Consider the following 20,684-nt stretch of genomic DNA (forward strand, 5'->3'; position numbering starts at 1 on the left):
GTGATTAATTTAGCTCTTTATATAAACGGTATTAATAACCTACAGTAAACCGTTTCTGAATAAACTCATTCTGTTCAAGCTCATTAAAGATAGCTACAGCTAAGTCTTCGACAGAAATATCATGGTGGCCTTTTTCATCAAATAGCGGGCTTTCTGTACCTGTTCTAAATTCGCCGGTTCGTTTGCCTGGGTGCAGGTTTATTGCCGGGCTTAAAAAAGTCCAATCAAGTTCTTTTTCTTCCTTTAAAATGTTGAGGTAATCGCGTGCTGATGATGCTCCGGGGTAATATTCTTTAGGGAACTGAGGCGAGTCTACCAGTTGTTTGCCGTCAATATATAAACTTCCGGCACCGCCAATTACTAACAAGCGCTTTACTCCCGATTTTTTGGTGGCTTCCTGGATGTTCTTACTTCCTTGTAAAAAGTCTTCATACAGGTTTGGATTTGTCCAGCCCGCGTTAAAGGAACTTACAACAGCATCGTGTCCGGACATGGCAGCTGCCAGCGCATCTACATTATTTACGTTTGCTGCTATTGGCGTTACGCCTGCATGTGTATCTACTTTCGCGGTATCCCTTGCTATTGCAGTTATCTCATATCCGCGAGATACACCTTCTTTAACTAATACGCTTCCTACAAAACCTGTGGCGCCGATTATTGCTACTTTCATGTTATCGTTTTTAATGTAATTAAATATGTTACAGTTTTTTTTAAATTTTTTTAGTCGAATTTTTTACAAAAAGCATCCAGGGTTATCCCGTTCAGCTTATTGATCAGCGCTTGGTCTACCTCTTCGTACAAGTTGTTTAAATGGCTGTTTATCTGCCTTCCCACCGGGCACTTAGGGTTTGGCTGATTTTTAGCCTGTCCAAGAATCGCATCCGGCTTCACCGTATGATAAATTTCTGCCAGGCTTATGTCAGTACCAGGCCTTGCGAGCTGATACCCACCGTTTTTCCCTTCCTGGCTTTTTACCAGTCCGTGTCTAATCAAGTTGCTCAGTTCTTTTCTTACCAACACAGCGTTTACGTTAATGCTCCCGGCTAAAAATTCCGACGAGATTACACCTTGCTCAGTACAAAGCAACGTCATTATGTGGAGCGTTATAGGAAAGCGGCCGTTCATATTTATATGTAATAAATTTTATTACAGTACAAAAGTAGATGCTTTTATCAATTAAACAAGTCTTAAATTTACCTCGATACAAATATGAGTTATGACTGACAATGTGCTTTTTAAACCTATTTGGGATTGCTTAGTAACTTTAAGCCGAAGTGGCCAAGATTTAATGAAAGTATTATGAAGACCTATCTAGTACCCGTTGATTTTTCTGCAGCTGCTGAAAATGCAGCTTTTCTGGCGGCGCATTTAACCCACCAATCGGGTGCGCAACGTATAGTTTTGATGAACGCCTACTATATAACGCCTTACGAAGAGTTACTACCGAATCCGGATATGCTGATGCTCCGTGAGCAGGAGGTAGAAGAGAGCGCCGCAGAACGAATAGAGAACCTAAGTGCATTACGCGACAAATTGAGAGCTGAAGTAAGAGCGGGTGTTGAAATAAGCATCCGGCTTAACAGATCCCATCTGGTGAGGGCAGTGGTTGATGCCGTAGAAGAAGATAAGGTAGATATGGTAATTCTGGGTAGCATAGGAAATAGTACCATACGAGAGAATGGTGTCGGAATAGGCAGCCATGTAACTAACGTATCTAAGGCCAGTCCGGCACCTGTATTAGTTGTGCCGCCAGCATATACATATCAAACTATAAAACGCATTGCCATAGCATGCGACTTGAAAAAGGTAAAAGAAAGCATACCAGTAGAGGCATTGCACAAGCTTTTGGGTACACAGCCCATAGAGCTTTTAGTGGTGAATATAGATGCAGCTGAAAAACAGGCCAGTGCTGATCCACAGATACTTGCCGAGCAAACAAGCCTTTATGAAATGCTGGAAAAGTATAGCCCCACTTATCATTACATAAACACTCCAAACGTTATTGCTGGCGTCCTCAATTTTGCAAATGAGCAGGATACCCAGCTGATTATAGCATTGCCGCATAAGTACAGCTTCCTGCGTTCTCTGTTGCACAGCAGCGTTTCAAGGCAGTTAGCATCTTGCGCTACGGTGCCGGTGTTGTTGTTAAAATAGTATTACTTATTAATTTAATTGGTGCGATAAGCGTTTTTGTGTTTATTTGCACCGTATTTATACATGAGAGTTCATTTTATTGCTATCGGCGGCAGCGCTATGCACAACCTTGCTATAGCCCTGCATAAAAAAGGTTTCGAAGTTACCGGTTCAGACGATGTGTTGTTCGAGCCATCTGCATCCCGCTTGGGTAAATACGGCATAAAGCCCACTGCAGACGGCTGGTACCCGGAGAAAATAACCACAGAGCTTGACGCTGTGATTTTAGGCATGCATGCCCGTGTAGATAATCCCGAACTGCTAAAGGCGCAGGAGCTTGGAATTAAGATCTACTCTTATCCTGATTACATTTACGAACAAAGTAAAAACAAGAAACGCGTTGTTATTGGCGGAAGCCATGGTAAAACTACCATTACCAGCATGATACTGCATACATTGCAACAAGCCGGACAAAAATTTGACTACTTAGTAGGCGCACAACTGGAAGGTTTTGAAACAATGGTTGGGCTTACAGAGGAGGCGCCGGTTATTGTGATCGAGGGCGACGAGTACCTTGCGTCGCCGATAGATCGTCGCCCTAAATTTCATATTTACAAGCCACACGTAGCTGTAATTAGCGGCATAGCCTGGGATCATATAAATGTGTTTCCCACCTTTGACAATTATGTAGATCAGTTCAGGATATTTGCAGAGACCATAGAACCCGGAGGAGCACTCATTTATAGCCAGACTGATGCTGTACTTGATTCAATGGTAAACAGCAGTAATATAACAGCCGAAAAGCTGCCTTATGATTTGCCGCTATATAAGATAGACAACGGAGTAACAACCATAATTAACGGCAGCGATGAATATCAGCTAAAGGTTTTTGGACAACACAATCTGCTGAATATTGAAGCTGCAAGGTTGGTTTGTAAATCCCTGGGCATAGAAGCTGCAGAATTTTATAAACACATAAGTACTTTTAAGGGCGCCGCCCGCCGTTTGGAAGTTGTTGGCAGTACATCCACGGCCACCATATTTAAAGATTTTGCGCATTCGCCGTCTAAACTTACAGCTACTATCCAGGCCGTACGTACTCAATTTCCTGAAAGACGGCTGATCGCCTGTATAGAACTGCATACTTTTAGCAGTTTGAATAAAGATTTTTTAAGCGAATATAGCGGAACGATGGATGCTGCGGATGATGCTATAGTATTTATCCACAATAAAACTTTCGAGCAAAAGAAAATGACGCCGTACGCTCCCGAAGTTGTAAAAACCGCATTTAACAATGAAAAACTAAGGTTTTTTGATGATCCGGAAAAATTACTGACCTATTTGCAAGCGTTGAATTTAGAAAATGCTAACCTTTTAATGATGAGTTCAGGCAATTTTGGAGGCATTGATCTTATTACGTTGAAAAATAATTTGTTATAATATTACTGAGTATTAGTTTATTGATCAAAATATTCGTAACTTTATTAACTATTGAGAAACCCTATCCTAATTAACCATATATGAAGACACTTGGAAAAAAAATCCGGTTATTACGTCACCAAAAAGGTTGGAGCCAGGAAGAAGTTGCTAAGAGATTAGACATTTCTATACCTGCTTTTTCTAAAATTGAGACGGGCATAACCGACATCAATCTTTCTCGTTTAGAACAGATAGCAGCTTTGTTCGAGATGTCTGTTGTGCAGCTCCTTACTTACAACGAAACTGAGCAGGATCAGAAGATCGCCAGCGAATTAGAGAACGTTAACAAAAAACTGATGGATCGTGAAACAGAGGTGATCGACCTTCAGAAAAAAGTTATTGAGCTTTTTGAAGAGCTCAGACATAAAAAGGTTACGGCCTAATTTTAAGCCCGGCGAACTATCGCCGGGCTTAAAATTTATATCTCATGGTCAAATGCCTTTTTCCAAAAGTGGCACCTACGGCAGCATGTATTGCTATCATTTTATCATTAAAATCGCCAACCCAGGATAATTCTAATTCGTCATACTGATCCAACGGTATAACGTATTCTTTAAGTTTGATGAAAAGAGCTGACTCCAGGCCATGGTTTTGGAACTTCTGTTTCGTTCCCATAACTATTGCCCGCATTCGCGAAACGCCCTTCCATTTTCTATATAGGAATATCAATTTGCCAATGATATTGAGCTTGCCGTTAAGCGGTTTTATCATTTGATTTGCATCTGGCAATATTACTATAAAAGAAGCTGGCTCATTGTTTACATAGGCAAACCAGATGAGTTTTTCGTCCATTATAGCTTTCATTTGCCTGAAGCTCTCCAGTATAGTTGCTTTGTTTATCGGCACAAAATTTTCAAAGTCTTGCCATCCATCGTTGTATATTTCAATAAAGTGATCAGCAAACTTTTCTATTTCCGCTGATTTAAAGTGGGCAAAGCTATATCCCGGTTTTTTTATTACCCAATTAGCAATTTTGGTGAAGCGTTCTGAAAAGGGTTTACGCGCATCAAGGTGGTTTGTAATTTGCTCATAGAGCTTAACAAAACCATAATCCTGAAAGAATTTGTGGTAATAGGGCATGTGATAGTTCATGCCGTAGGAGGGAGGCGTAAATCCTTCTACAAGTAATCCCCAAAAGTTATCGTTCTCACCAAAATTTATCGGTCCGTCCATGGCTAGCATGCCGTTTTCCTTTAACCAGGTTTTTGCCGTGTCGAACAACAGTACAGCAGCGTTCGCATCATTAATACATTCGAAAAAACCCATTCCGCCGGTTGGTTGCTCATAATTGTAAGCTTTCTTTTCGTTTATGAATGCTGCAACCCGGCCAATGAGTTTGCCGCTGTTATCTCTTAGTATCCAGCGGGTAGCTTTACCATGCTGATGGAAGTTATTTTTAGCAGGGTTGAAGACTGCCTCCACATCATTATCCAGCGGACACACCCAATTGGTGTCATTTCTATATATAATCCTTGCTACATCAAGAAAGGCTTTTTTATCTGACTTACTATTTACTTCAGTAATTTTCATGCTTTTTGTGTGCGGCATTTCATAAAAAAAGCATCCAGCGGCTGCTGAATGCTTCTGCAATTATAGTGAAACGAAGTTAATCGTCGTCTTCGTCGTCATACGGATCGTAAGCGTCGAATCTTCCAAGATCATCATCTAGTGCGATGTTGTCGAAATCCTCATCATCGTCGTCTGCGACCTTCTTGCCTGGTGTTACATCATCGTCATCAATGTCGTCCTCGTCCTCTTCACTAGCCTTTTTCGAGGAGATATTCTTATTTACGGGTTTCTTTGCCATCTTAATAAATTTCTAAGGGTAAAACTTATATCGGTAAGCTGATAGTTTATTTGTTTGGGTAATTATGATGTTCTAATATCGAACTTTATTACTGTAAAAATAGCTAAAATCAATTTTCAATAAAAAAATCTTTAAAATTTATTCGGATGCCTCTCCAATAGTATTGTCGCTTTGGGTAACCTCCTTAAGCTGTGGCAATTCGTCAATACTGTTAATACCAAAATAATCCATAAAAAGGTTGCTTGTTCCGTATAAGATGGGTTTGCCAACGGTGTCGCTTTTGCCTGTAATTGCTATAAGCTCTTTTTCCAGCAACTTTTGTATTGAATAATCGCAGTTTACGCCACGTATTTGTTCCACATCAAGCTTGGTTACGGGCTGCTTGTAAGCAATAATAGCCAGTGTTTCCAATGCAGCCTGGCTTAATTTCTTTTTAGAGCGTTGAAGTTGCAGCAGGCTAATTACCTGATGATATTTTTTCTTTGTTAGAAATTGGTACCCATTGTTTACTCTGACGAGTTCTATGGCAAGGTGATCTGATGAATATTTTTTTCGGATGAGTTCGACAGCTGTTTCTACTTCAGTAATATCAAAATCATGATCAAAAGCAGCCTGTAGGCAGTAGAGAATCTCCTCCATGCGAATGCCTTGTTCAGATGCAAAGATCAACGCTTCTATGTATTCGCTAATGTTATCCATTCGGTGCAAATATATAAGATAGCATGAAAGTGCGAAGTCGGAATTACAAAGGAAGGCTTGAGTTTTAAAGTTGGGCTTATATCCAGTGATGAGCCTCTATCTTATCAGCAAGTAGATGCAGCACCTCTTCAGGCACTTTCCCCAAATTTTTACAAACATGCAAAATGTGCTGTTCGTCAGGATCAAAAGAAGCCACCAGTTCGCCGTCTTTAAAAACATCAAACTTACACTGCTCACGTTCGTGATGCGGATGATCGCTTACCTCAAATTGGTAAAGTTCTTTGTCTTTGGTTATTGTTAGTTTGTGGCGTTCCATAGTAGTATTAAACTTTTAACTCGTTGCCACGGCATTTGTTTAGCTGGAGTTATCCACTTCGCACGGGATATCCACAAATTAATAATCAATAACCTGTTCTTCTATTTCCGCAGGTATCTCGCGCCAGTCGTATCGTTGGGTACGCAGTTGAGGTTCAAAGCCGGCCTCACGTATAGAATCCTGTATACCTTTAGCAGTAAAGCGGTGCGGTGCACCTGCTGCAGAAACAACGTTCTCTTCTATCATTATAGACCCGAAATCGTTGGCGCCCGCATGCAGGCATATTTGCGCAACCTGCTTACCTACGGTTAACCATGATGCCTGTATGTTCTTTACATTGGGCAGCATAATACGGCTAAGCGCAATCATACGGATGTATTCGTCACCGGTAACATTGTTGGTTATGCCGCGCACTTTGCGCAGGAGTGTGCCGTCATCCTGAAAAGGCCAGGGAATAAAAGCTATAAACCCATAGTGTCCTTCTGGCTTTTCAGATTGTACTTCACGCAGCCACACCAGGTGTTCAAAGCGTTCTTCAATAGTTTCTATGTGGCCAAACATCATTGTCGCCGAAGATGGCAGGTTAAGCTGATGAGCTGCACGCATAACATCCAGCCACTCCTTACCGCCACATTTACCTTTGGATATCAGCCTGCGAACGCGATCGTTCAATATCTCTGCGCCGGCACCCGGCAGTGAGTCCAGGCCGGACTCTTTCATAGCTTTTAGCACCTCGTAATGGCTCATACCTTCCAGTTTAGCTACGTGCGCAATTTCCGGCGGGCCTAACGAGTGTAACTTCAGTTTAGGATACAGCTGTTTAAGTTCACGGAATAGATCGGTATAAAACTTCAGGCCAAGATCGGGATGGTGACCTCCCTGTAATAACAACTGATCGCCACCATAACGAAAGGTCTCCTCAATTTTCCGCTTGTAAGTCTCTATATCGGTTATATAAGCATCTTCGTGACCTGGCCGACGGAAAAAGTTGCAGAATTTACAGTTGGCAATGCAGACGTTGGTGGTGTTAACATTTCGGTCAATCTGCCAGGTTACTTTGCCATGCGGAACCTGTATTTTTCGCAGTTCGTTAGCAACGTACATCAGATCGGGGGTGGAGGCATTATGGTATAGATAAACCCCTTCTTCCATAGTGAGAAAATCAAATGCTAACGCACGCTGCAACAGATCGGCTGTAATCATATACAAATATACACGGACTGATTTGAAACATGAAAGCCAAAGATGAAAGGTGTTTTGGTGGTGACAAAATCTTAAACAGCATGTAATTAGAAGACTCACCAAGGCGTAAATTCCACCTTAATCTTCTACTATCGTTCCTTTGTCCAGTTTTAACACTTTAGTAACGCTATTCGGTATTTCGTGGTGATAATGGGTGACATATATAAGGGTAGCATTGCTTACACCACATATAGCGTCTACAATCGCCTTAAAATGTATTTGCTGATGATCATCCAACCCCTGGCAAGGTTCATCAAATATTAACAGTGCGGGGTTTTTAATTAGTGCCCTTGCCAGTAAGCAAAGCCGCTGTGCGCTTGCCGGGATGTTTTTTAGCAGCACACGAGCGTATTTATCTATCTCAAGCGCTTTCATCCAGCTTAAAGCAAGATCGGCACGGCCCTTTACACTAGGTCGGAATAACCCTAATGTATCGTAAAAGCCGCTTTCTATAACTTGCAGGCAACTGTTATCGGTAGGGAAGTACTGATACAGTTCCGGCGACACAAAGCCGATTTTGCTTTTGATATCCCAAATGCTTTCTCCTGTGCCGCGTTGCTTATCAAACAGGGTTATACTGTTAGCATACGCTTGCGGGTTGTCGCCGTTTATTAAACTCAGTAGCGTAGATTTACCCGCGCCATTAGGCCCAAGCAGCGCCCATCGTTCGCCGGGGTTTATAGTCCAGTTAATATCCTTAAGTACTTGTTTATCGCCGTACCGTATGTTCACTCCAGTCATGTTAACGATGGTATTGTAGGTAACAGATTGCGGTTGTTCAATCAGCGCCTTCAAAAGATCAATGTTTTGAAGTGTTGGTTGGTCATGCTCTATTCTCTTTAAAAACTCAGGTTTGCTAAGCCTTTGCTCCAATTTGCCATCTTTAAGCATTAAAATGTGTTCTATACAATTCGGAAGTTCGTCGCCGGATGTCGCCATGACAATCGTGATCCCGGATGCACTTATTTCATCTAACAATTTGTTTAAGTAAGCACGGGTGGCAATGTCCAAACCGGTAAATGGGTTATCCAGGAGCAGGAGGTCCGGATTTTTTAGCAGCGCGGTTGCAATCATTAACCGCTTAGTTTCGCCATTGGATAGCTTGATTACCTCTTTATCTAATAATTGTACAAGGTTTAAAGCTTCAGTTGTTTTGTTAAATGTCCAATAATCCTGTGCTGCATTCCCTAGCTTAGCAGCTGTATTAAGGTATTGTGCAACAGTTAAGGCATCCTCCGAATCTGATGAGTTGTAACGCTGCTGGTAATAGAAGTTGGATGTGTTAGAGAGATTCTTGAAATGGTGCCGAGATCCGACAAATGCTATTTTCAGGTGGTAGTCGTTAATTTTGGATCCATTGTCATCAATAAAATGGTACTTGATGCTGCCCGAAGTGGAGGACATGTTACCTGCGACGAGCTGCAGCAAGACAGTCTTGCCCGAGCCACTTTTGCCTATAATTGCTATGTTCTCTTTTTTAATTATTTGAAGAGAGATGCCATCTAGTATGTTGTTTCCGGATATTTTCAGGCTGATGCCTTCAAGTGATACAAGTGGTTTGTTCATGATGTTTAAGCCCGCAATTTAGCATTGGACAAGGATTTTAAACAAGTAATTACTTATTTAAGGTTGTAGTTTGAGCTAAAGTCATTTACCATAAAGTTTTTCATCTTTTTTTCATCAAACTATTTTTATTGTGGAATTCAATTTATAAATTAGTAAAACCTATCTGAAACGCCGTTGAGCGGGTACTAACCAAAAACCGATTTATTTTTTTACGTGGTGCCCCGGCACTTGTTAATTATTGAGATATGAGTTTATTATTGCTGCTCGAGACAGCTGTAAAGTTGTTTCTGATGAGTTTATTTGTTGTGTTGATAGCTGTGAGGTTTTTACCCGCAGAGCGTGGGAATATGAAGGAAAATTAATTCAGGGCTGCTGATAACAATTGGAATAGATCATTGTATTATATGTATAATCAATCATCTATTATGAAAAAGTTTAGTCTATTATTTTTTGTAGCAGCCCTTTGTTTTTTAAGCAGCTGTTCTGTTGTTGGAGATATATTTAAAGCAGGTGCCTATACCGCTATTATTGGTATCATTATTTTGGTACTGATCATTTTCTGGATAATATCTAAGTTCAGGAGTAATTCTTAAACCTTTGCGGAGTTTTTGTAAACAATGTTTTTTCTTGCTGGTTAATAAAACAGGAGGAAAAATATATGGAAAATGCAAAAGCAACTGTTGAGGCGCTCAACGATCTGATTGCGATAAACAACGATCGCGTAGCTGGGTTTGAAAGAGCGATAAGCGAAATAAAGGACGATAAAGCGGATCTTAAATATTTGTTTACAAACTGCATAGGTGTAAGCCATCAGTTTAAAATGGAGTTGGCTACTGAAGTTGCTGCTCTTGGTAAAGATATCGAGACGGACTCTTCTAAAAGTGGTAAGTTGCATCGAACCTGGCTTGATTTAAAAGCTACTTTTACGGGGCATAGTACCCACAGTGTATTGGAAGAATGCGAGTTTGGCGAAGACGCTATCAAAAAGTCTTACCAGACTGCACTTGATGATGAAGCTTTACCTGCTTACGTAAAGGACATACTGAAAAAGCAGCAAGTTATATTGAATGCCGCTCACGATAAAATTAAAGCACTACGCGATAGCGTGGCAAACTGATTTTAATACAGCAACTATTAAATAAAAAGAGCGCCTAAAGCGCTCTTTTTATTTAATAGTTATTTCACCTACTTTCCAGCTCTTTTTATCAGCCCAGTCGCCTCCGGTGTATCCCAACTGTATTTGCCAATTCTTTTTAATAAGGGTGCCGGTGCTGTCTTGCGAGCTCACCGTGGATGATATTTGATAACTATTGCTGGCGGTATCAATTACCGACTCAAATTTGTTGTTGGGGAATGTTGCAGTAGCAGGTTGCTTTAGCTTATCTTTAATAAAGCCTTTTGCTACAGTAAATGCCTCCAGCTTGTTTGGTTTGCGGTTAACATGCATTCTCCTGTTCTGAAATACCCTAAGCAGGAACACCACCAACACTAAGGCAAATAATACAGAGAAGATTGTTGCCGTTCTTACCCTGGGATGCCGCCTCCAGTGTAGCTTTTGTTGTTCCTCGGCGCTTAATTTATTATAGTCGGCGTATCGCATGTTTCAAGCTTTCCTCAATAAACAACAAAACACACATTTGTTTTACAAGTAAACAAAAGGGCAACAAAAAAGCCCTTCGGAGTAAACCAAAGGGCTTTTTTGTTAAACGTAAAAAGAACTACATTTTTTTAGTAGAATCCATTTTAGTAGAGTCCATTTTAGCAGTGGTATCCATCTTTGCTGCAGTGTCCATCTTTGCAGAATCCATTTTAGCTGAATCTGTAGCAGCTGAATCTGTAGCAGCTGAATCAGCTGAAGAAGAATCAGATTTACCTTTACAAGCAACAGCTGAAACAGCGATAGCGATGGCTAATACGCCAACTTTGAATGCATTTTTCATTTTTTGTTTTTTTTAAGTGATTTAATAGTTTTCACCCCTTAATACAGCAAATGAAAAAAGGTAACCCACTTTTTTATAAAAAAATGCAGATTACCTTTTTATTATTGAAAAACTAATAAAACTTAAAAACCTAAGCGGTAATTATTTCTTAGTTGAATCAACTTTAACGCTGTCAGTTTTAACAACGGTGTCAGTTTTAGTTGAATCAACAACAGTTGAATCAATTTTAACAACTGAATCAGTTTTAGTAGTGTCGCCACCGTTTTCACCAGATTTACCTTTGCAAGCAACTGCAGATACAGCGATAGCTAAAGCCAATACGCCAACTTTGAATGAATTTTTCATGTTTGTGTTTTTGTTATTATTATTAAATAAGTATGGGTTAATGCCTCAAATTGAAAAAGGTAACCCGATTATTTTATTATTTTTTTGTTGAATCAACAGATACGCTGTCAGTTTTAACAACTGAATCTTTCTTGGTAGAATCAGTAATAGTGGTTTTGGTAACAGTTGAATCAACAGATGTGCTGTCAACATCAGCTTTTTTTGCGTCACTACCGCAAGCAGCAGCAGAAACTGAAATTACTAAGGCAAGAGCGGCAATTTTGAATGAATTTTTCATGATTTGGAGTGTTAATGTTTTAGCCTTAATATCAATAACTCCAAAAGGTAACCCATAGAAAATAATTCTACGGGTTACAATTACCTAAAAAGAGGATTGAACGTTTACTGAACTTTCTTGGTAGTATCTACGCCACCTGATCCGGATTTTTCTATTCCGCTGTCTATTCCTGCGCCAGAACCGTTTGCTCCGGGCTCGCGTCCGGTTTGGCTGCTGTCACTCATTGTGGCTGCACCTCCTGTGGTGTCCTTGCCTGGTTTAGAGCTGTTGCCCGAGCATGATGCTGCCGATATTGCTATAGCAATGGCAACAATGCCTGTTTTGAATGCGTGTTTCATGTTTAGATAATTTAATTTTCGTTCTTTAATGTCTGCTGATACACAGCAGATTTCAAACATAATGCCAACCGTAGCTTCCGGCTCTCAATTTATTAAACGATATTGCGGGTTATGTAATCTGCAACCTTAACAGCTACTCCGGGCGAGGCCCAATAGCATAATGAAAAATAATTGATTGTAATGGGTTACAAATTGATATAAAGAGTATTAAGAAGTGAATAATATATATAACGTGGAAATACCGGCAGATAGTGAAGTGATACTTGGTATTCTTAACAACTCTGACAGTGTTTTAAAAAAGCTTTACTTGGCTTATTTTCCAATGATATTGCAACTAGTGTTAAATAACAACGGCGATGAGGATGATGCGAAGGATATTTACCAGGAAGCGATAATTGTTCTTTATAATAAAGTTAAGCGGGGTGATTTTGAGCTAAGTGCCAAACTCAAAACCTACATATATTCTATTTGCCGCAGGTTGTGGTTAAAGCGCCTTAAGCAAATGAACAGATATGGCGGCGATATAAAGGATTTTGAAGATCGCTTTACGGTAGAGGAGGAAGTAGAGCGGCACCAGGAACGTGATTTGCAGTTAAGTAAAATGGCTGATGCGTTACAGTTACTTGGCGAACCCTGCAAAACCATTATGGAAGATTTTTATATGAATAACCGTTCTATGCAGGAAATATGCGAACGGTTTGGATATACTAACGCTGATAACGCGAAAACGCAGAAATACAAATGTCTGCAACGGCTGAAGAAGTTATTCTTTCAGCAAAATTGAAGGGGTTTATTATGAGAGAGAACCAGTTACTGGAAACTATCGAGCGGTACCTTAATGGTGAGTTAACGCTTGAAGAACGCGCTGAATTTGATGCATTGCGTAAAAAAGATGCAGCAATAGAGGACAAGTTTAACGAGCACCGGCAATTTACATCCTTGCTGAAGCAATACAGCGACAAGCTGGATCTTGAAGCCAGGCTGAATGCCATACACGATGAGATAGATGTGCACACGCTTAAAGACGACCTGATGGCACATCCGTCAGTTGTTGTTCGTTTGTGGCGCCAGCATCATTCTAAAATATCTGTCGCAGCATCTATTGCCATTTTCGCTACGCTGCTTACATTGCTTTTTACCGGGTATCTAACCAATAAAGATCCACGTTTTGTGCAACTGGCACGTAAGGTAGATCAGATTGAGAAAGCTACTAAAAAGCTTGGGAACGACATCCGCCCTAAACGTGGCCCTACTACAGCGGCTAATTTTAAAGGAACTGGTTTTGCCCTTACTGGTAACGGTTATGTAGTAACCAATTTGCACGTTGTAAATGATGCAGATTCTATCTATGTTCAAAATGCTGAAGGCGAATCTTTTAAATCGAAAGTAATCTATAAGGATCCCACAGCTGATGTTGCAGTTTTACAGATAGTAGATACCGCTTTCAGGAATTTGGGTCCGGTGCCATACGGTTTTAAAAAGTCTAAGAGTGATTTGGGAGAGAACGTATTTACACTTGGTTATCCTGGGGAGGATATTAAATTTGGTCCGGGTGCTTTGTCAGCAAACACAGGCTTTCATGGCGACAGTACTGAGTATGAGGTTTATATTCCGGTAAATCCCGGTAATAGCGGTGGTCCGCTTATTGACGATAAGGGAAATATTATAGGTGTTATAAACGGTAAACAAACCCAAACGTCAGGAGCGGCTTTTGCTGTAAAATCAAACTATCTTTTAAAAGCTATTCAGGACATCCCGTCAGACTCGCTCAGTAAAGATCTTACCCTAAATACTAAAAACACGTTAGCGGGACTAAGCAGACCCCAGCAAATAAAAAAGCTGCGCAACTATGTGTTCATGGTTAAGGTGTACAAACAATAAACATCCAAAACAATCAACAATAGAAAAGGAGATGCAATTGCGTCTCCTTTTTTGTTGCTTATTACTTAACTTAACCGCATGATTAAGCCCGCTTTTCTACTATTCCTATGCATTTTATCATCGATGGTTTTACATGCCCAAACTGCTCTCACGGGTGCTGACAGTGCACGCATGGTAATAGACAGTACTTTGCATTACGCCAGGCAAAATGCTTTAGCGGGTAACAAGGTAAACTGGGCCGCTATCACCGATTCAGTAAAGAGCCGGGGTGAAAACGCCAAGAATATAGAAGAAGCCATGCCAGCATTACAGGTGTTGTTTAAGATGCTTGGTGATTTTCATGGCGGTGCATACTATAAAGGGAAAAATTATAAATGGGTAGCCAACAGGCCGCACGTAGACTACAAGCTTTATACGGATATTTTGACTAGAATACGGAGCGGCTCTGTACAGATAAGTTCAAAAATAGTTGAGAATGGTTATGGTTATCTTGTTATACCTGCTAACAATCCAACAAAGCCTGGCGAATCTGACAGTATTGCAAGGCAAATACAACTATCCCTTACCAATCTTAAGCCGGCTAAGCTCAATGGCCTTATAATTGATCTGCGTACAAATACCGGTGGCGATATGTACCCAATGATAACAGGCGTGGGCAACTTGTTTACTGCAGGCAAGCTTGGTGCTTTTATTTACCCGGGCAACAAACCCGAAGACGAATGGCACATTGCTGGCAATGCTTTTTTTATGTCAGGTAAGCAGGCAATGTCTATACCATCGTACAGCAAAGTTAATCCTAAGATTAAGATTGTGCTGCTTACGTCCCCATTTACAGCATCATCAGCAGAGGCGCTACTTATTTCTTTTAAAGGACAAAAGAACGTACGTATTATAGGTGAAGTTACCGGCGGCTATACCACTGCAAATGATTCTTTTTCTTATCTGGGGGTTCAGGTGCTTATGGCCACGTCAGTAGAAGCAGACCGTAACGGGGTAATCTACTACGAGAACATAGTGCCAGATGAATTGATAGTTACAGGTGATAACCTGGATGACCTTTCAACAGATAAAAAAGTGCAGGCCGCCTTAAAATGGTTAAAGGGTAAATAAAGCGTGTTTATCTATCCAGTTCGCCCATTACAAAGTCAATTGAGCCTATAATCGCAATAAGATCAGCTATCATTACACCTTTGGAAATCTCCGGAACAACCGACAAGTTGGAGAAGCTTGGTCCCCGCGCCTTTGCTCTGAAAGGTATCTCGCGTTTTTCGTTATCGTGGATAAAGTAAAAGCCCAGTTCACCTTTGCTGCCCTCTGCGCGCATGTAGAAATCCTGCTTTTTAGGTGTGAGTTTGCGCGGAAGTTTAGCTCTTGGGTCAAAATCTGGTGTACGTTTTAGCTCCTTTTGTAATCTGTCAAGGCATTGCTCAATTATGCGCAGCGACTGCTCTATTTCGTCGACCCTTACCTTGTTCCTGTCCCAGCAGTCGCCAACAGTGCCCATAATTCCTTTGCCAACAGGTATCTCAAAGTCAATCTCCGGGTAAACAGAATAACCATCTATACGGCGCAAATCATACTTTAAGCCTGATGCACGCAGTACTGGCCCCGAGCAGCCGTAATTGATGGCAACATCCATTGGCAGTACACCAACGTTTGCTGTCCTGCTTATAAATATCTGGTTGTTGGTAAGCAAACCGTTAAGCTCAACCATCTTTGGCTTAAAGTAATCTACAAACTCGCGGCAGCGTTCTTCAAAACCAACGGGCAAGTCGTAAAACAATCCGCCTACCCATATATAATTGTATAGCATACGCGAGCCCGAAGCCCACTCCAGCATACCCATAATATGTTCGCGATCGCGAAAACACCAAAGGAATGGTGTAAATGCGCCTATGTCTATCCCGTAAGTGCCTATAGCGATCAGGTGCGAGCCGATACGGTTTAGCTCAGAAACGAGAACACGGATGTATTCTATACGCTTTGGTATGTCTTGATCAATGCCTAGCATTTTTTCTACACCCATTACCCAAGTATGTGCATTGGTCATAGATGACAGATAGTCCATCCTGTCGGTAAACGGAATGGTTTGCTGATAGGTGAGCGACTCGGCGTGTTTTTCGAAGCAGCGGTGCAGGTATCCCATGTGCGGGATCATCTCCCTTACAATCTCGCCATCGGTAATAAGTTCCAGCCGTAAAACGCCGTGTGTTGATGGGTGCTGCGGGCCCATATTCAGGATCATGTCCTCTACACTGGCGTTAGCTATTTTTTGCTGATAAGCGCTAAAAGCGGTCGTGTATTTAGAATTTTGATCAACAGGCAATCTGTATTCAACTTTTTCTAAAGGGATATTGGGCTGTACGGGGTAGTCGATTCTTATCCCTTTGTAATACTCTGCGGCTACGTAGTCCTTACGTAAAGGATATCCTTCCCAATCGTCGGGCAGCAAAATCCTGCGTAGATCAGGATGCCCCTCGAAGAAAATGCCAGTGAGATCAAACGCCTCCCGTTCATGCCAGTCGGCAGAGCGGTAAACGGAGGCTATGCTGGGAAAGGAAGGAAGATCGCTTTCATCCCGATTATTCTCTTTGCTTACCTTTAAAGTAAGCTGCAAATGGTAGGGGATAGATGACAGATGATAAACAACTCCGAAAAGCCTTGCATCCGAGCCGTAGTCAATGCCGCTCAGGCAATCTAAAAAGTCAAAATAAGTTTTTGGATTATCGCGCAGTTCCAGGCAAACTTCGGCTATTCGGCCGGGTTCAATTAGCAGCGCAGGCTGCAAACCTGTGCGTTCTTCGCCAAGTACTAACTCCGGGCCAAATTTGTCTATCAGTAAAGTTTTAATATCATCAAAACTCATGGTGCCAGCCGTACTATCTTCCAGTTTTTATTATCGGTTTTTTTATAAACTATACGGTCATGCAGGCGGCTGCGGCGGCCTTGCCAAAACTCTATAAGGCGCGGCCTTAAAACATATCCGCCCCAGTACGATGGCTTTGGAACATCTTTATCAGCGTATTCTGCTTCCAGTTGTGCCATGCGTTCTTCCAGCATTTCACGTCCATTAATTTCCTGGCTTTGCGGCGAAGCAACAGCGCCCAACTGGCTTTTTTTAGGTCTTGAATGAAAGTATTTTTCAGAGTAATCTTTATCCAGTTTCTCTATAGTACCCTCCACGCGGACTTGGCGCTCCAGGTCGCCCCAGAAAAATACAAGCGCACCCATTGGGTTCTTGCTTAATTCTCTTCCTTTTCGGCTGAGGTAATTGGTGTAAAATTTAAAACCATCATCGCTGAAGCCTTTCAGCAACACAATGCGAGCTGAGGGCCTGCCATCATGTGTGCTGGTAGCCAGCGTCATGGCGTTTGGTTCGTGTATTTTGGCGTTAATGGCCTCATTAAACCATTTATCGAATTGGCGCATCGGGTTAGCGTCTACATCTGTCTCGTTAAGTGATGCTGCGCTATAATCCTGTCTTAAATTTTCTATTTGCTCTTGATCCATTTGTGCAAACTTACAAATTAATTATACCGTACTTATGTTTAGCTCCGTTCTTTTAAATGATCTTGAACATAATTTTACAAAGATCGTTATATATTAAAATTGTTTACCAAATGTTAAGTCCAATTACAGCAGCCGCAGGGCGATTATTGATATCTGAACCGTTTATGCCCGACCCTAATTTTAAGAGGTCGGTTATACTGCTTACCGAATATTCGGAGGCTGGTGCTATGGGTTTTATACTTAATCATCAAACAGAATATATGCTGGGAGATATTCTGCCTGACCTGTCTTACTCTGAGATACCGGTGTACATGGGTGGCCCGGTGGCTGCAAATACGCTGCACTACATTCACCGCTGCCCGGAGAAAATTGAAGGTGGGATTGAGATATGGGACGGTATTTACTGGGGCGGCGACTTTGAACAGATTAAAGAACTGATAACCAATTACCAGCTAAAGGAAGATGAAGTTAAGTTCTTCACGGGCTACTCCGGCTGGACGCCCGGGCAGTTGGACGACGAACTGAGGGATGATGCCTGGATAGTGGCCAACAAGTTTGAAGCTGATGCCGTCTTCAGCAACCATGAACATAATATGTGGAAAGAGGTAGTTATTGGCCTCGGGCAGCGTTACGCACACATTGCCAATTTTCCTGAAAATCCTACTTTAAACTAAGCTACCTTCATTAGCTTATCAGTTTCTGCTATAAAGGAACATTGCAGATTTTTGCATCAGCGTGCAAAAATCTGCAATAATCACACTTCTAAGTACCGTCCTTTTCTAAAAAAAATATAAATTCACAGCCTTGTAATAAACCTGGCTATCTCTGCTATGTATAAAAAAATTTCTGCCCTGCTGCTTGCTTTTGCCGTAACTACAACAATTGTTAATGCCCAGGACACAGACCCATATATGGGTATTATCCCGGCGCCGGTATCTGTAAAAAAAGCGGCAGGTATGTTTGTCTTGAGCCAGGAAACCCGCATTCAGGCAGATACGCCTAACAACAAAGCAGTAGTATTTTTCTCTAATTACCTGCGCGACCATATGGCCTACAACAAACAAGTAGGTCTGCGTAACGCAAATGCAACATCAAACAGCATTTATTTAACTTCTACTGGGACGGAAGGCCTGCCTGTTGAAGGTTACCGCCTTACCATAACACCGCAGCAAATTACAGTTGCAGGGAAAGGGGTGGGGCTGTTTTACGGAATACAAAGCCTAATACAATTGCTACCTGCAGAACGCGCGGCAATTGCTAAAATACCAGCTGCTACTATAGAAGACTACCCACGCTTTGGGTATCGGGGCCAAATGCTTGATGTGTGCCGCCATTTCTTTTCGGTGGAGTTCATCAAAAAGTACATCGATCTGATGGCTGCTTATAAGCTCAATAATTTTCATTGGCACTTAACCGATGACCAGGGCTGGCGTATAGAAATAAAGAAATATCCACGGTTAACACAGGTAGCCAGCGTTCGCGCGCAAACGGTAATCGGTAACTACCGCGACCGCAACCCGCAACAATATGATAATACACCCGTTAGCGGCTTCTACACACAAGACCAGATACGAGATGTAGTGAAGTATGCAGCTGATAGGTACATAACTGTGGTGCCCGAAATAGAGATGCCGGGCCATGCGCAGGCGGCCCTGGCAGCGTTTCCGGAGTTAAGCTGCGACCCTAAGCTGGATTACAAGGTAGCGGAAACATGGGGAGTATTTAATAATATTTATTGTCCGTCTGAAAAGACGTTCAGCTTTTTGCAGGATGTATTGACGGAAGTAATAGACCTGTTCCCGAGTAAATACATACACATTGGTGGTGATGAAGCTCCAAAAACCGTTTGGAAGAATTCTAAGTTCTGCCAGGATTTGATCAAAAGGCTTAACTTAAAAGACGAGCATGGCTTGCAAAGCTACTTTATCCAGCGGATGGAAAAGTTTGTGAACAGCAAAGGCCGCAGTATAATAGGTTGGGATGAGATATTGGAGGGGGGTCTTGCGCCTAATGCCACTGTAATGAGCTGGCGCGGAGAAGAAGGCGGCATTGCAGCAGCCCAGCAAAACCACGATGTAATTATGACGCCATCAAGCCAGGGGCTTTACCTTGACCATACACAGGGTAAGCTTAACCAGGAGCCTTTGGGTATTGGCGGCAACGCACCTATTTATAAAACCTATGCTTATAACCCTACACCTGCGGTATTAACACCTGCCCAGCAAAAACATATTGTGGGTGTACAATCTAACCTGTGGACGGAATATATAACTACCGAGAATAAGGTGGAATACATGCTGCTACCGAGAATGCTCGCCGTAGCGGAAGTAGCCTGGTCGCCAATTGCTAACAAGAACTTAAAGGATTTCTCTGAAACGCGCTTGCCTGGTCACCTTGCCTGGTTAGATGCCAATGATTACAACTTCCGTGTGCCGCCAGCAATTGGCGGTAAAGATACTACGATAATAGCAACGCAATATACTGTAGACCTGAAGTCGCCGGTTAAGGGTGCTAAGATTTATTACACTGTAGACGGTTACACGCCGCGAGAAACGGAGATGGAGTACACCAAACCGATGACCTACCAGGTACCTATTGACCAATACCGCGAAATACAAACCATTGTGGTTACACCAGGTGGTAAGCGCAGTCCAATTACCAAAACTACCATTTACAATAAAGCCCCTTTGCCTGCCGTTGCTTATAACGGTAACAATATGGGACTTAAATACCAGGTATCTGCAGGAACTTATGTGAACACAACCCAAGTAAATTCGGCAGCGGTTATTGATACAGGTATTGCTAAGAGCTTCCAGACGGCTAACAGCGCGTTTAAAAAGTCTTTTAGTAAATACGGCGTTGTTTACAATGGATATGTTAAGGTAGATCAGGACGGCACTTACGGGTTCTCTACTTCTTCCGTCAACGGATCTGTGCTGTATATTGATGATATCCCGGTGGTGGATAACGATGGCCGCCACGGGCAATGGGAGCAGGGAAGCGCGGTGCCGTTGTTAAAAGGCTTTCATAAACTTACCATCAAGTATGTTGATTCGAGTTTGAGCACCAGCACGCTACGCGTTTACATGACCATACCGGGCAAACCAAAAGGTGAGCTATCGCCAGACATGCTTTACTATTGATACATTCC

The 20,684-nt window shown here is 41.9% G+C and carries 25 protein-coding genes and 1 pseudogene; 10 read left to right on the forward strand and 16 right to left on the reverse strand.

The window, feature by feature from the left end; all coding sequences use genetic code 11:
- Nucleotides 1–31: 31 nt before the first annotated feature.
- Together DYU05_RS01580 and DYU05_RS01585 are read right to left on the reverse strand one after the other, a co-directional pair.
- On the reverse strand, nucleotides 32–670 hold the full coding sequence (locus tag DYU05_RS01580; protein WP_117381234.1) for an NAD(P)-dependent oxidoreductase: 639 nt from the start codon (nucleotides 668–670) through the stop codon (nucleotides 32–34).
- Nucleotides 671–720: 50 nt separating this feature from the next.
- Nucleotides 721–1,125, reverse strand: coding sequence for an Rrf2 family transcriptional regulator (locus DYU05_RS01585; RefSeq protein ID WP_117381235.1), 405 nt, complete (start codon nucleotides 1,123–1,125; stop codon nucleotides 721–723).
- 174 nt (nucleotides 1,126–1,299) lie between these two features.
- Here DYU05_RS01585 and DYU05_RS01590 point away from each other — a divergent pair, with 174 nt between their 5' ends.
- The 3 genes from DYU05_RS01590 (at nucleotide 1,300) to DYU05_RS01600 (ending at nucleotide 3,995) form a co-directional block, all read left to right on the forward strand.
- A complete protein-coding gene (locus DYU05_RS01590) occupies nucleotides 1,300–2,154 on the forward strand; it encodes a universal stress protein (RefSeq protein WP_117381236.1) in 855 nt (284 codons plus the stop codon).
- A gap of 63 nt (nucleotides 2,155–2,217) precedes the next feature.
- Nucleotides 2,218–3,573 (forward strand): UDP-N-acetylmuramate--L-alanine ligase, encoded by a 1,356-nt coding sequence (locus DYU05_RS01595; RefSeq protein WP_117381237.1) that lies wholly within the window; start codon nucleotides 2,218–2,220, stop codon nucleotides 3,571–3,573.
- An 80-nt stretch (nucleotides 3,574–3,653) separates the two neighbouring features.
- Nucleotides 3,654–3,995, forward strand: coding sequence for a helix-turn-helix domain-containing protein (locus DYU05_RS01600; RefSeq protein ID WP_117381238.1), 342 nt, complete (start codon nucleotides 3,654–3,656; stop codon nucleotides 3,993–3,995).
- Between the two features lie 28 nt (nucleotides 3,996–4,023).
- Here the strand turns inward: DYU05_RS01600 and DYU05_RS01605 are convergent, their stop codons facing one another.
- The 6 genes from DYU05_RS01605 to DYU05_RS01630 form a co-directional block, all read right to left on the reverse strand.
- Complete coding sequence (locus DYU05_RS01605) at nucleotides 4,024–5,142, reverse strand: GNAT family N-acetyltransferase (protein WP_117382913.1); 1,119 nt, start codon at nucleotides 5,140–5,142, stop codon at nucleotides 4,024–4,026.
- Between the two features lie 76 nt (nucleotides 5,143–5,218).
- Entirely contained in the window at nucleotides 5,219–5,419 is a 201-nt protein-coding gene (locus DYU05_RS01610; protein ID WP_235853932.1) for a hypothetical protein, read from the reverse strand.
- 138 nt (nucleotides 5,420–5,557) lie between these two features.
- Nucleotides 5,558–6,118 (reverse strand): SMC-Scp complex subunit ScpB, encoded by a 561-nt coding sequence (gene scpB, locus DYU05_RS01615; protein ID WP_117381240.1) that lies wholly within the window; start codon nucleotides 6,116–6,118, stop codon nucleotides 5,558–5,560.
- Nucleotides 6,119–6,194: 76 nt separating this feature from the next.
- The gene (locus DYU05_RS01620) at nucleotides 6,195–6,434 is read right to left on the reverse strand and encodes a hypothetical protein (RefSeq protein WP_117381241.1); all 240 of its coding nucleotides are present in this window, start codon (nucleotides 6,432–6,434) and stop codon (nucleotides 6,195–6,197) included.
- Between the two features lie 78 nt (nucleotides 6,435–6,512).
- The gene (mqnC, locus tag DYU05_RS01625; RefSeq protein WP_117381242.1) at nucleotides 6,513–7,637 is read right to left on the reverse strand and encodes a cyclic dehypoxanthinyl futalosine synthase; all 1,125 of its coding nucleotides are present in this window, start codon (nucleotides 7,635–7,637) and stop codon (nucleotides 6,513–6,515) included.
- A gap of 117 nt (nucleotides 7,638–7,754) precedes the next feature.
- Nucleotides 7,755–9,242 (reverse strand): ATP-binding cassette domain-containing protein, encoded by a 1,488-nt coding sequence (locus DYU05_RS01630; protein WP_117381243.1) that lies wholly within the window; start codon nucleotides 9,240–9,242, stop codon nucleotides 7,755–7,757.
- 425 nt (nucleotides 9,243–9,667) lie between these two features.
- On the opposite strand from DYU05_RS01630, the gene DYU05_RS20985 reads away from it, so the two are divergent.
- Complete coding sequence (locus DYU05_RS20985) at nucleotides 9,668–9,835, forward strand: hypothetical protein (RefSeq protein ID WP_165851975.1); 168 nt, start codon at nucleotides 9,668–9,670, stop codon at nucleotides 9,833–9,835.
- Between the two features lie 65 nt (nucleotides 9,836–9,900).
- Nucleotides 9,901–10,359 (forward strand): PA2169 family four-helix-bundle protein, encoded by a 459-nt coding sequence (locus tag DYU05_RS01635; RefSeq protein WP_117381244.1) that lies wholly within the window; start codon nucleotides 9,901–9,903, stop codon nucleotides 10,357–10,359.
- A 48-nt stretch (nucleotides 10,360–10,407) separates the two neighbouring features.
- On the opposite strand, the gene DYU05_RS01640 is transcribed toward DYU05_RS01635, so the two are convergent.
- The 5 genes from DYU05_RS01640 to DYU05_RS01660 all read right to left on the reverse strand — a co-directional run bounded on the left by DYU05_RS01640 (nucleotide 10,408) and on the right by DYU05_RS01660 (nucleotide 12,142).
- On the reverse strand, nucleotides 10,408–10,842 hold the full coding sequence (locus DYU05_RS01640; protein WP_117381245.1) for a hypothetical protein: 435 nt from the start codon (nucleotides 10,840–10,842) through the stop codon (nucleotides 10,408–10,410).
- A gap of 118 nt (nucleotides 10,843–10,960) precedes the next feature.
- Nucleotides 10,961–11,182: a hypothetical protein gene (locus DYU05_RS01645; RefSeq protein WP_117381246.1), complete on the reverse strand. Its 222-nt coding sequence runs from the start codon at nucleotides 11,180–11,182 to the stop codon at nucleotides 10,961–10,963.
- Between the two features lie 141 nt (nucleotides 11,183–11,323).
- Nucleotides 11,324–11,527 (reverse strand): hypothetical protein, encoded by a 204-nt coding sequence (locus DYU05_RS01650; protein WP_117381247.1) that lies wholly within the window; start codon nucleotides 11,525–11,527, stop codon nucleotides 11,324–11,326.
- 76 nt (nucleotides 11,528–11,603) lie between these two features.
- Entirely contained in the window at nucleotides 11,604–11,804 is a 201-nt protein-coding gene (locus tag DYU05_RS01655) for a hypothetical protein (RefSeq protein WP_117381248.1), read from the reverse strand.
- Between the two features lie 104 nt (nucleotides 11,805–11,908).
- The gene (locus tag DYU05_RS01660; RefSeq protein ID WP_133300144.1) at nucleotides 11,909–12,142 is read right to left on the reverse strand and encodes a hypothetical protein; all 234 of its coding nucleotides are present in this window, start codon (nucleotides 12,140–12,142) and stop codon (nucleotides 11,909–11,911) included.
- Between the two features lie 214 nt (nucleotides 12,143–12,356).
- Between DYU05_RS01660 and DYU05_RS01665 the strand changes: the two genes are divergently transcribed.
- The 3 genes from DYU05_RS01665 to DYU05_RS01675 all read left to right on the forward strand — a co-directional run bounded on the left by DYU05_RS01665 (nucleotide 12,357) and on the right by DYU05_RS01675 (nucleotide 15,133).
- Nucleotides 12,357–12,926, forward strand: a complete 570-nt coding sequence (locus DYU05_RS01665; RefSeq protein ID WP_117381250.1) for an RNA polymerase sigma factor — start codon at nucleotides 12,357–12,359, stop codon at nucleotides 12,924–12,926.
- Complete coding sequence (locus tag DYU05_RS01670; protein WP_235853933.1) at nucleotides 12,884–14,023, forward strand: S1C family serine protease; 1,140 nt, start codon at nucleotides 12,884–12,886, stop codon at nucleotides 14,021–14,023. The genes DYU05_RS01665 and DYU05_RS01670 overlap by 43 nt, the downstream gene beginning before the upstream one ends.
- A 78-nt stretch (nucleotides 14,024–14,101) precedes the next feature.
- Nucleotides 14,102–15,133, forward strand: a complete 1,032-nt coding sequence (locus DYU05_RS01675) for a S41 family peptidase (protein ID WP_117381252.1) — start codon at nucleotides 14,102–14,104, stop codon at nucleotides 15,131–15,133.
- A gap of 7 nt (nucleotides 15,134–15,140) precedes the next feature.
- Here the strand turns inward: DYU05_RS01675 and DYU05_RS21195 are convergent, their stop codons facing one another.
- From DYU05_RS21195 to pdxH, 3 genes and pseudogenes are all read right to left on the reverse strand, one after another.
- Nucleotides 15,141–16,268 (reverse strand): NADH-quinone oxidoreductase subunit D, encoded by a 1,128-nt coding sequence (locus DYU05_RS21195; protein WP_205771830.1) that lies wholly within the window; start codon nucleotides 16,266–16,268, stop codon nucleotides 15,141–15,143.
- Between the two features lie 159 nt (nucleotides 16,269–16,427).
- A pseudogene (locus tag DYU05_RS21200) lies at nucleotides 16,428–16,889 on the reverse strand (NADH-quinone oxidoreductase subunit C); the annotation flags it as partial.
- The gene (pdxH, locus tag DYU05_RS01685) at nucleotides 16,886–17,533 is read right to left on the reverse strand and encodes a pyridoxamine 5'-phosphate oxidase (protein ID WP_117381254.1); all 648 of its coding nucleotides are present in this window, start codon (nucleotides 17,531–17,533) and stop codon (nucleotides 16,886–16,888) included. The pseudogene DYU05_RS21200 and the gene pdxH, both read right to left, overlap by 4 nt.
- Nucleotides 17,534–17,643: 110 nt before the next feature.
- On the opposite strand from pdxH, the gene DYU05_RS01690 reads away from it, so the two are divergent.
- Both DYU05_RS01690 and DYU05_RS01695 read left to right on the forward strand, forming a co-directional pair.
- Nucleotides 17,644–18,207, forward strand: a complete 564-nt coding sequence (locus tag DYU05_RS01690) for a YqgE/AlgH family protein (protein ID WP_117381255.1) — start codon at nucleotides 17,644–17,646, stop codon at nucleotides 18,205–18,207.
- Nucleotides 18,208–18,363: 156 nt separating this feature from the next.
- Nucleotides 18,364–20,676, forward strand: coding sequence for a family 20 glycosylhydrolase (locus tag DYU05_RS01695; protein WP_117381256.1), 2,313 nt, complete (start codon nucleotides 18,364–18,366; stop codon nucleotides 20,674–20,676).
- Nucleotides 20,677–20,684: the final 8 nt, after the last annotated feature.

This window comes from Mucilaginibacter terrenus (assembly GCF_003432065.1).
In the GTDB taxonomy this organism is placed as follows: Bacteria; Bacteroidota; Bacteroidia; order Sphingobacteriales; family Sphingobacteriaceae; genus Mucilaginibacter; species Mucilaginibacter terrenus.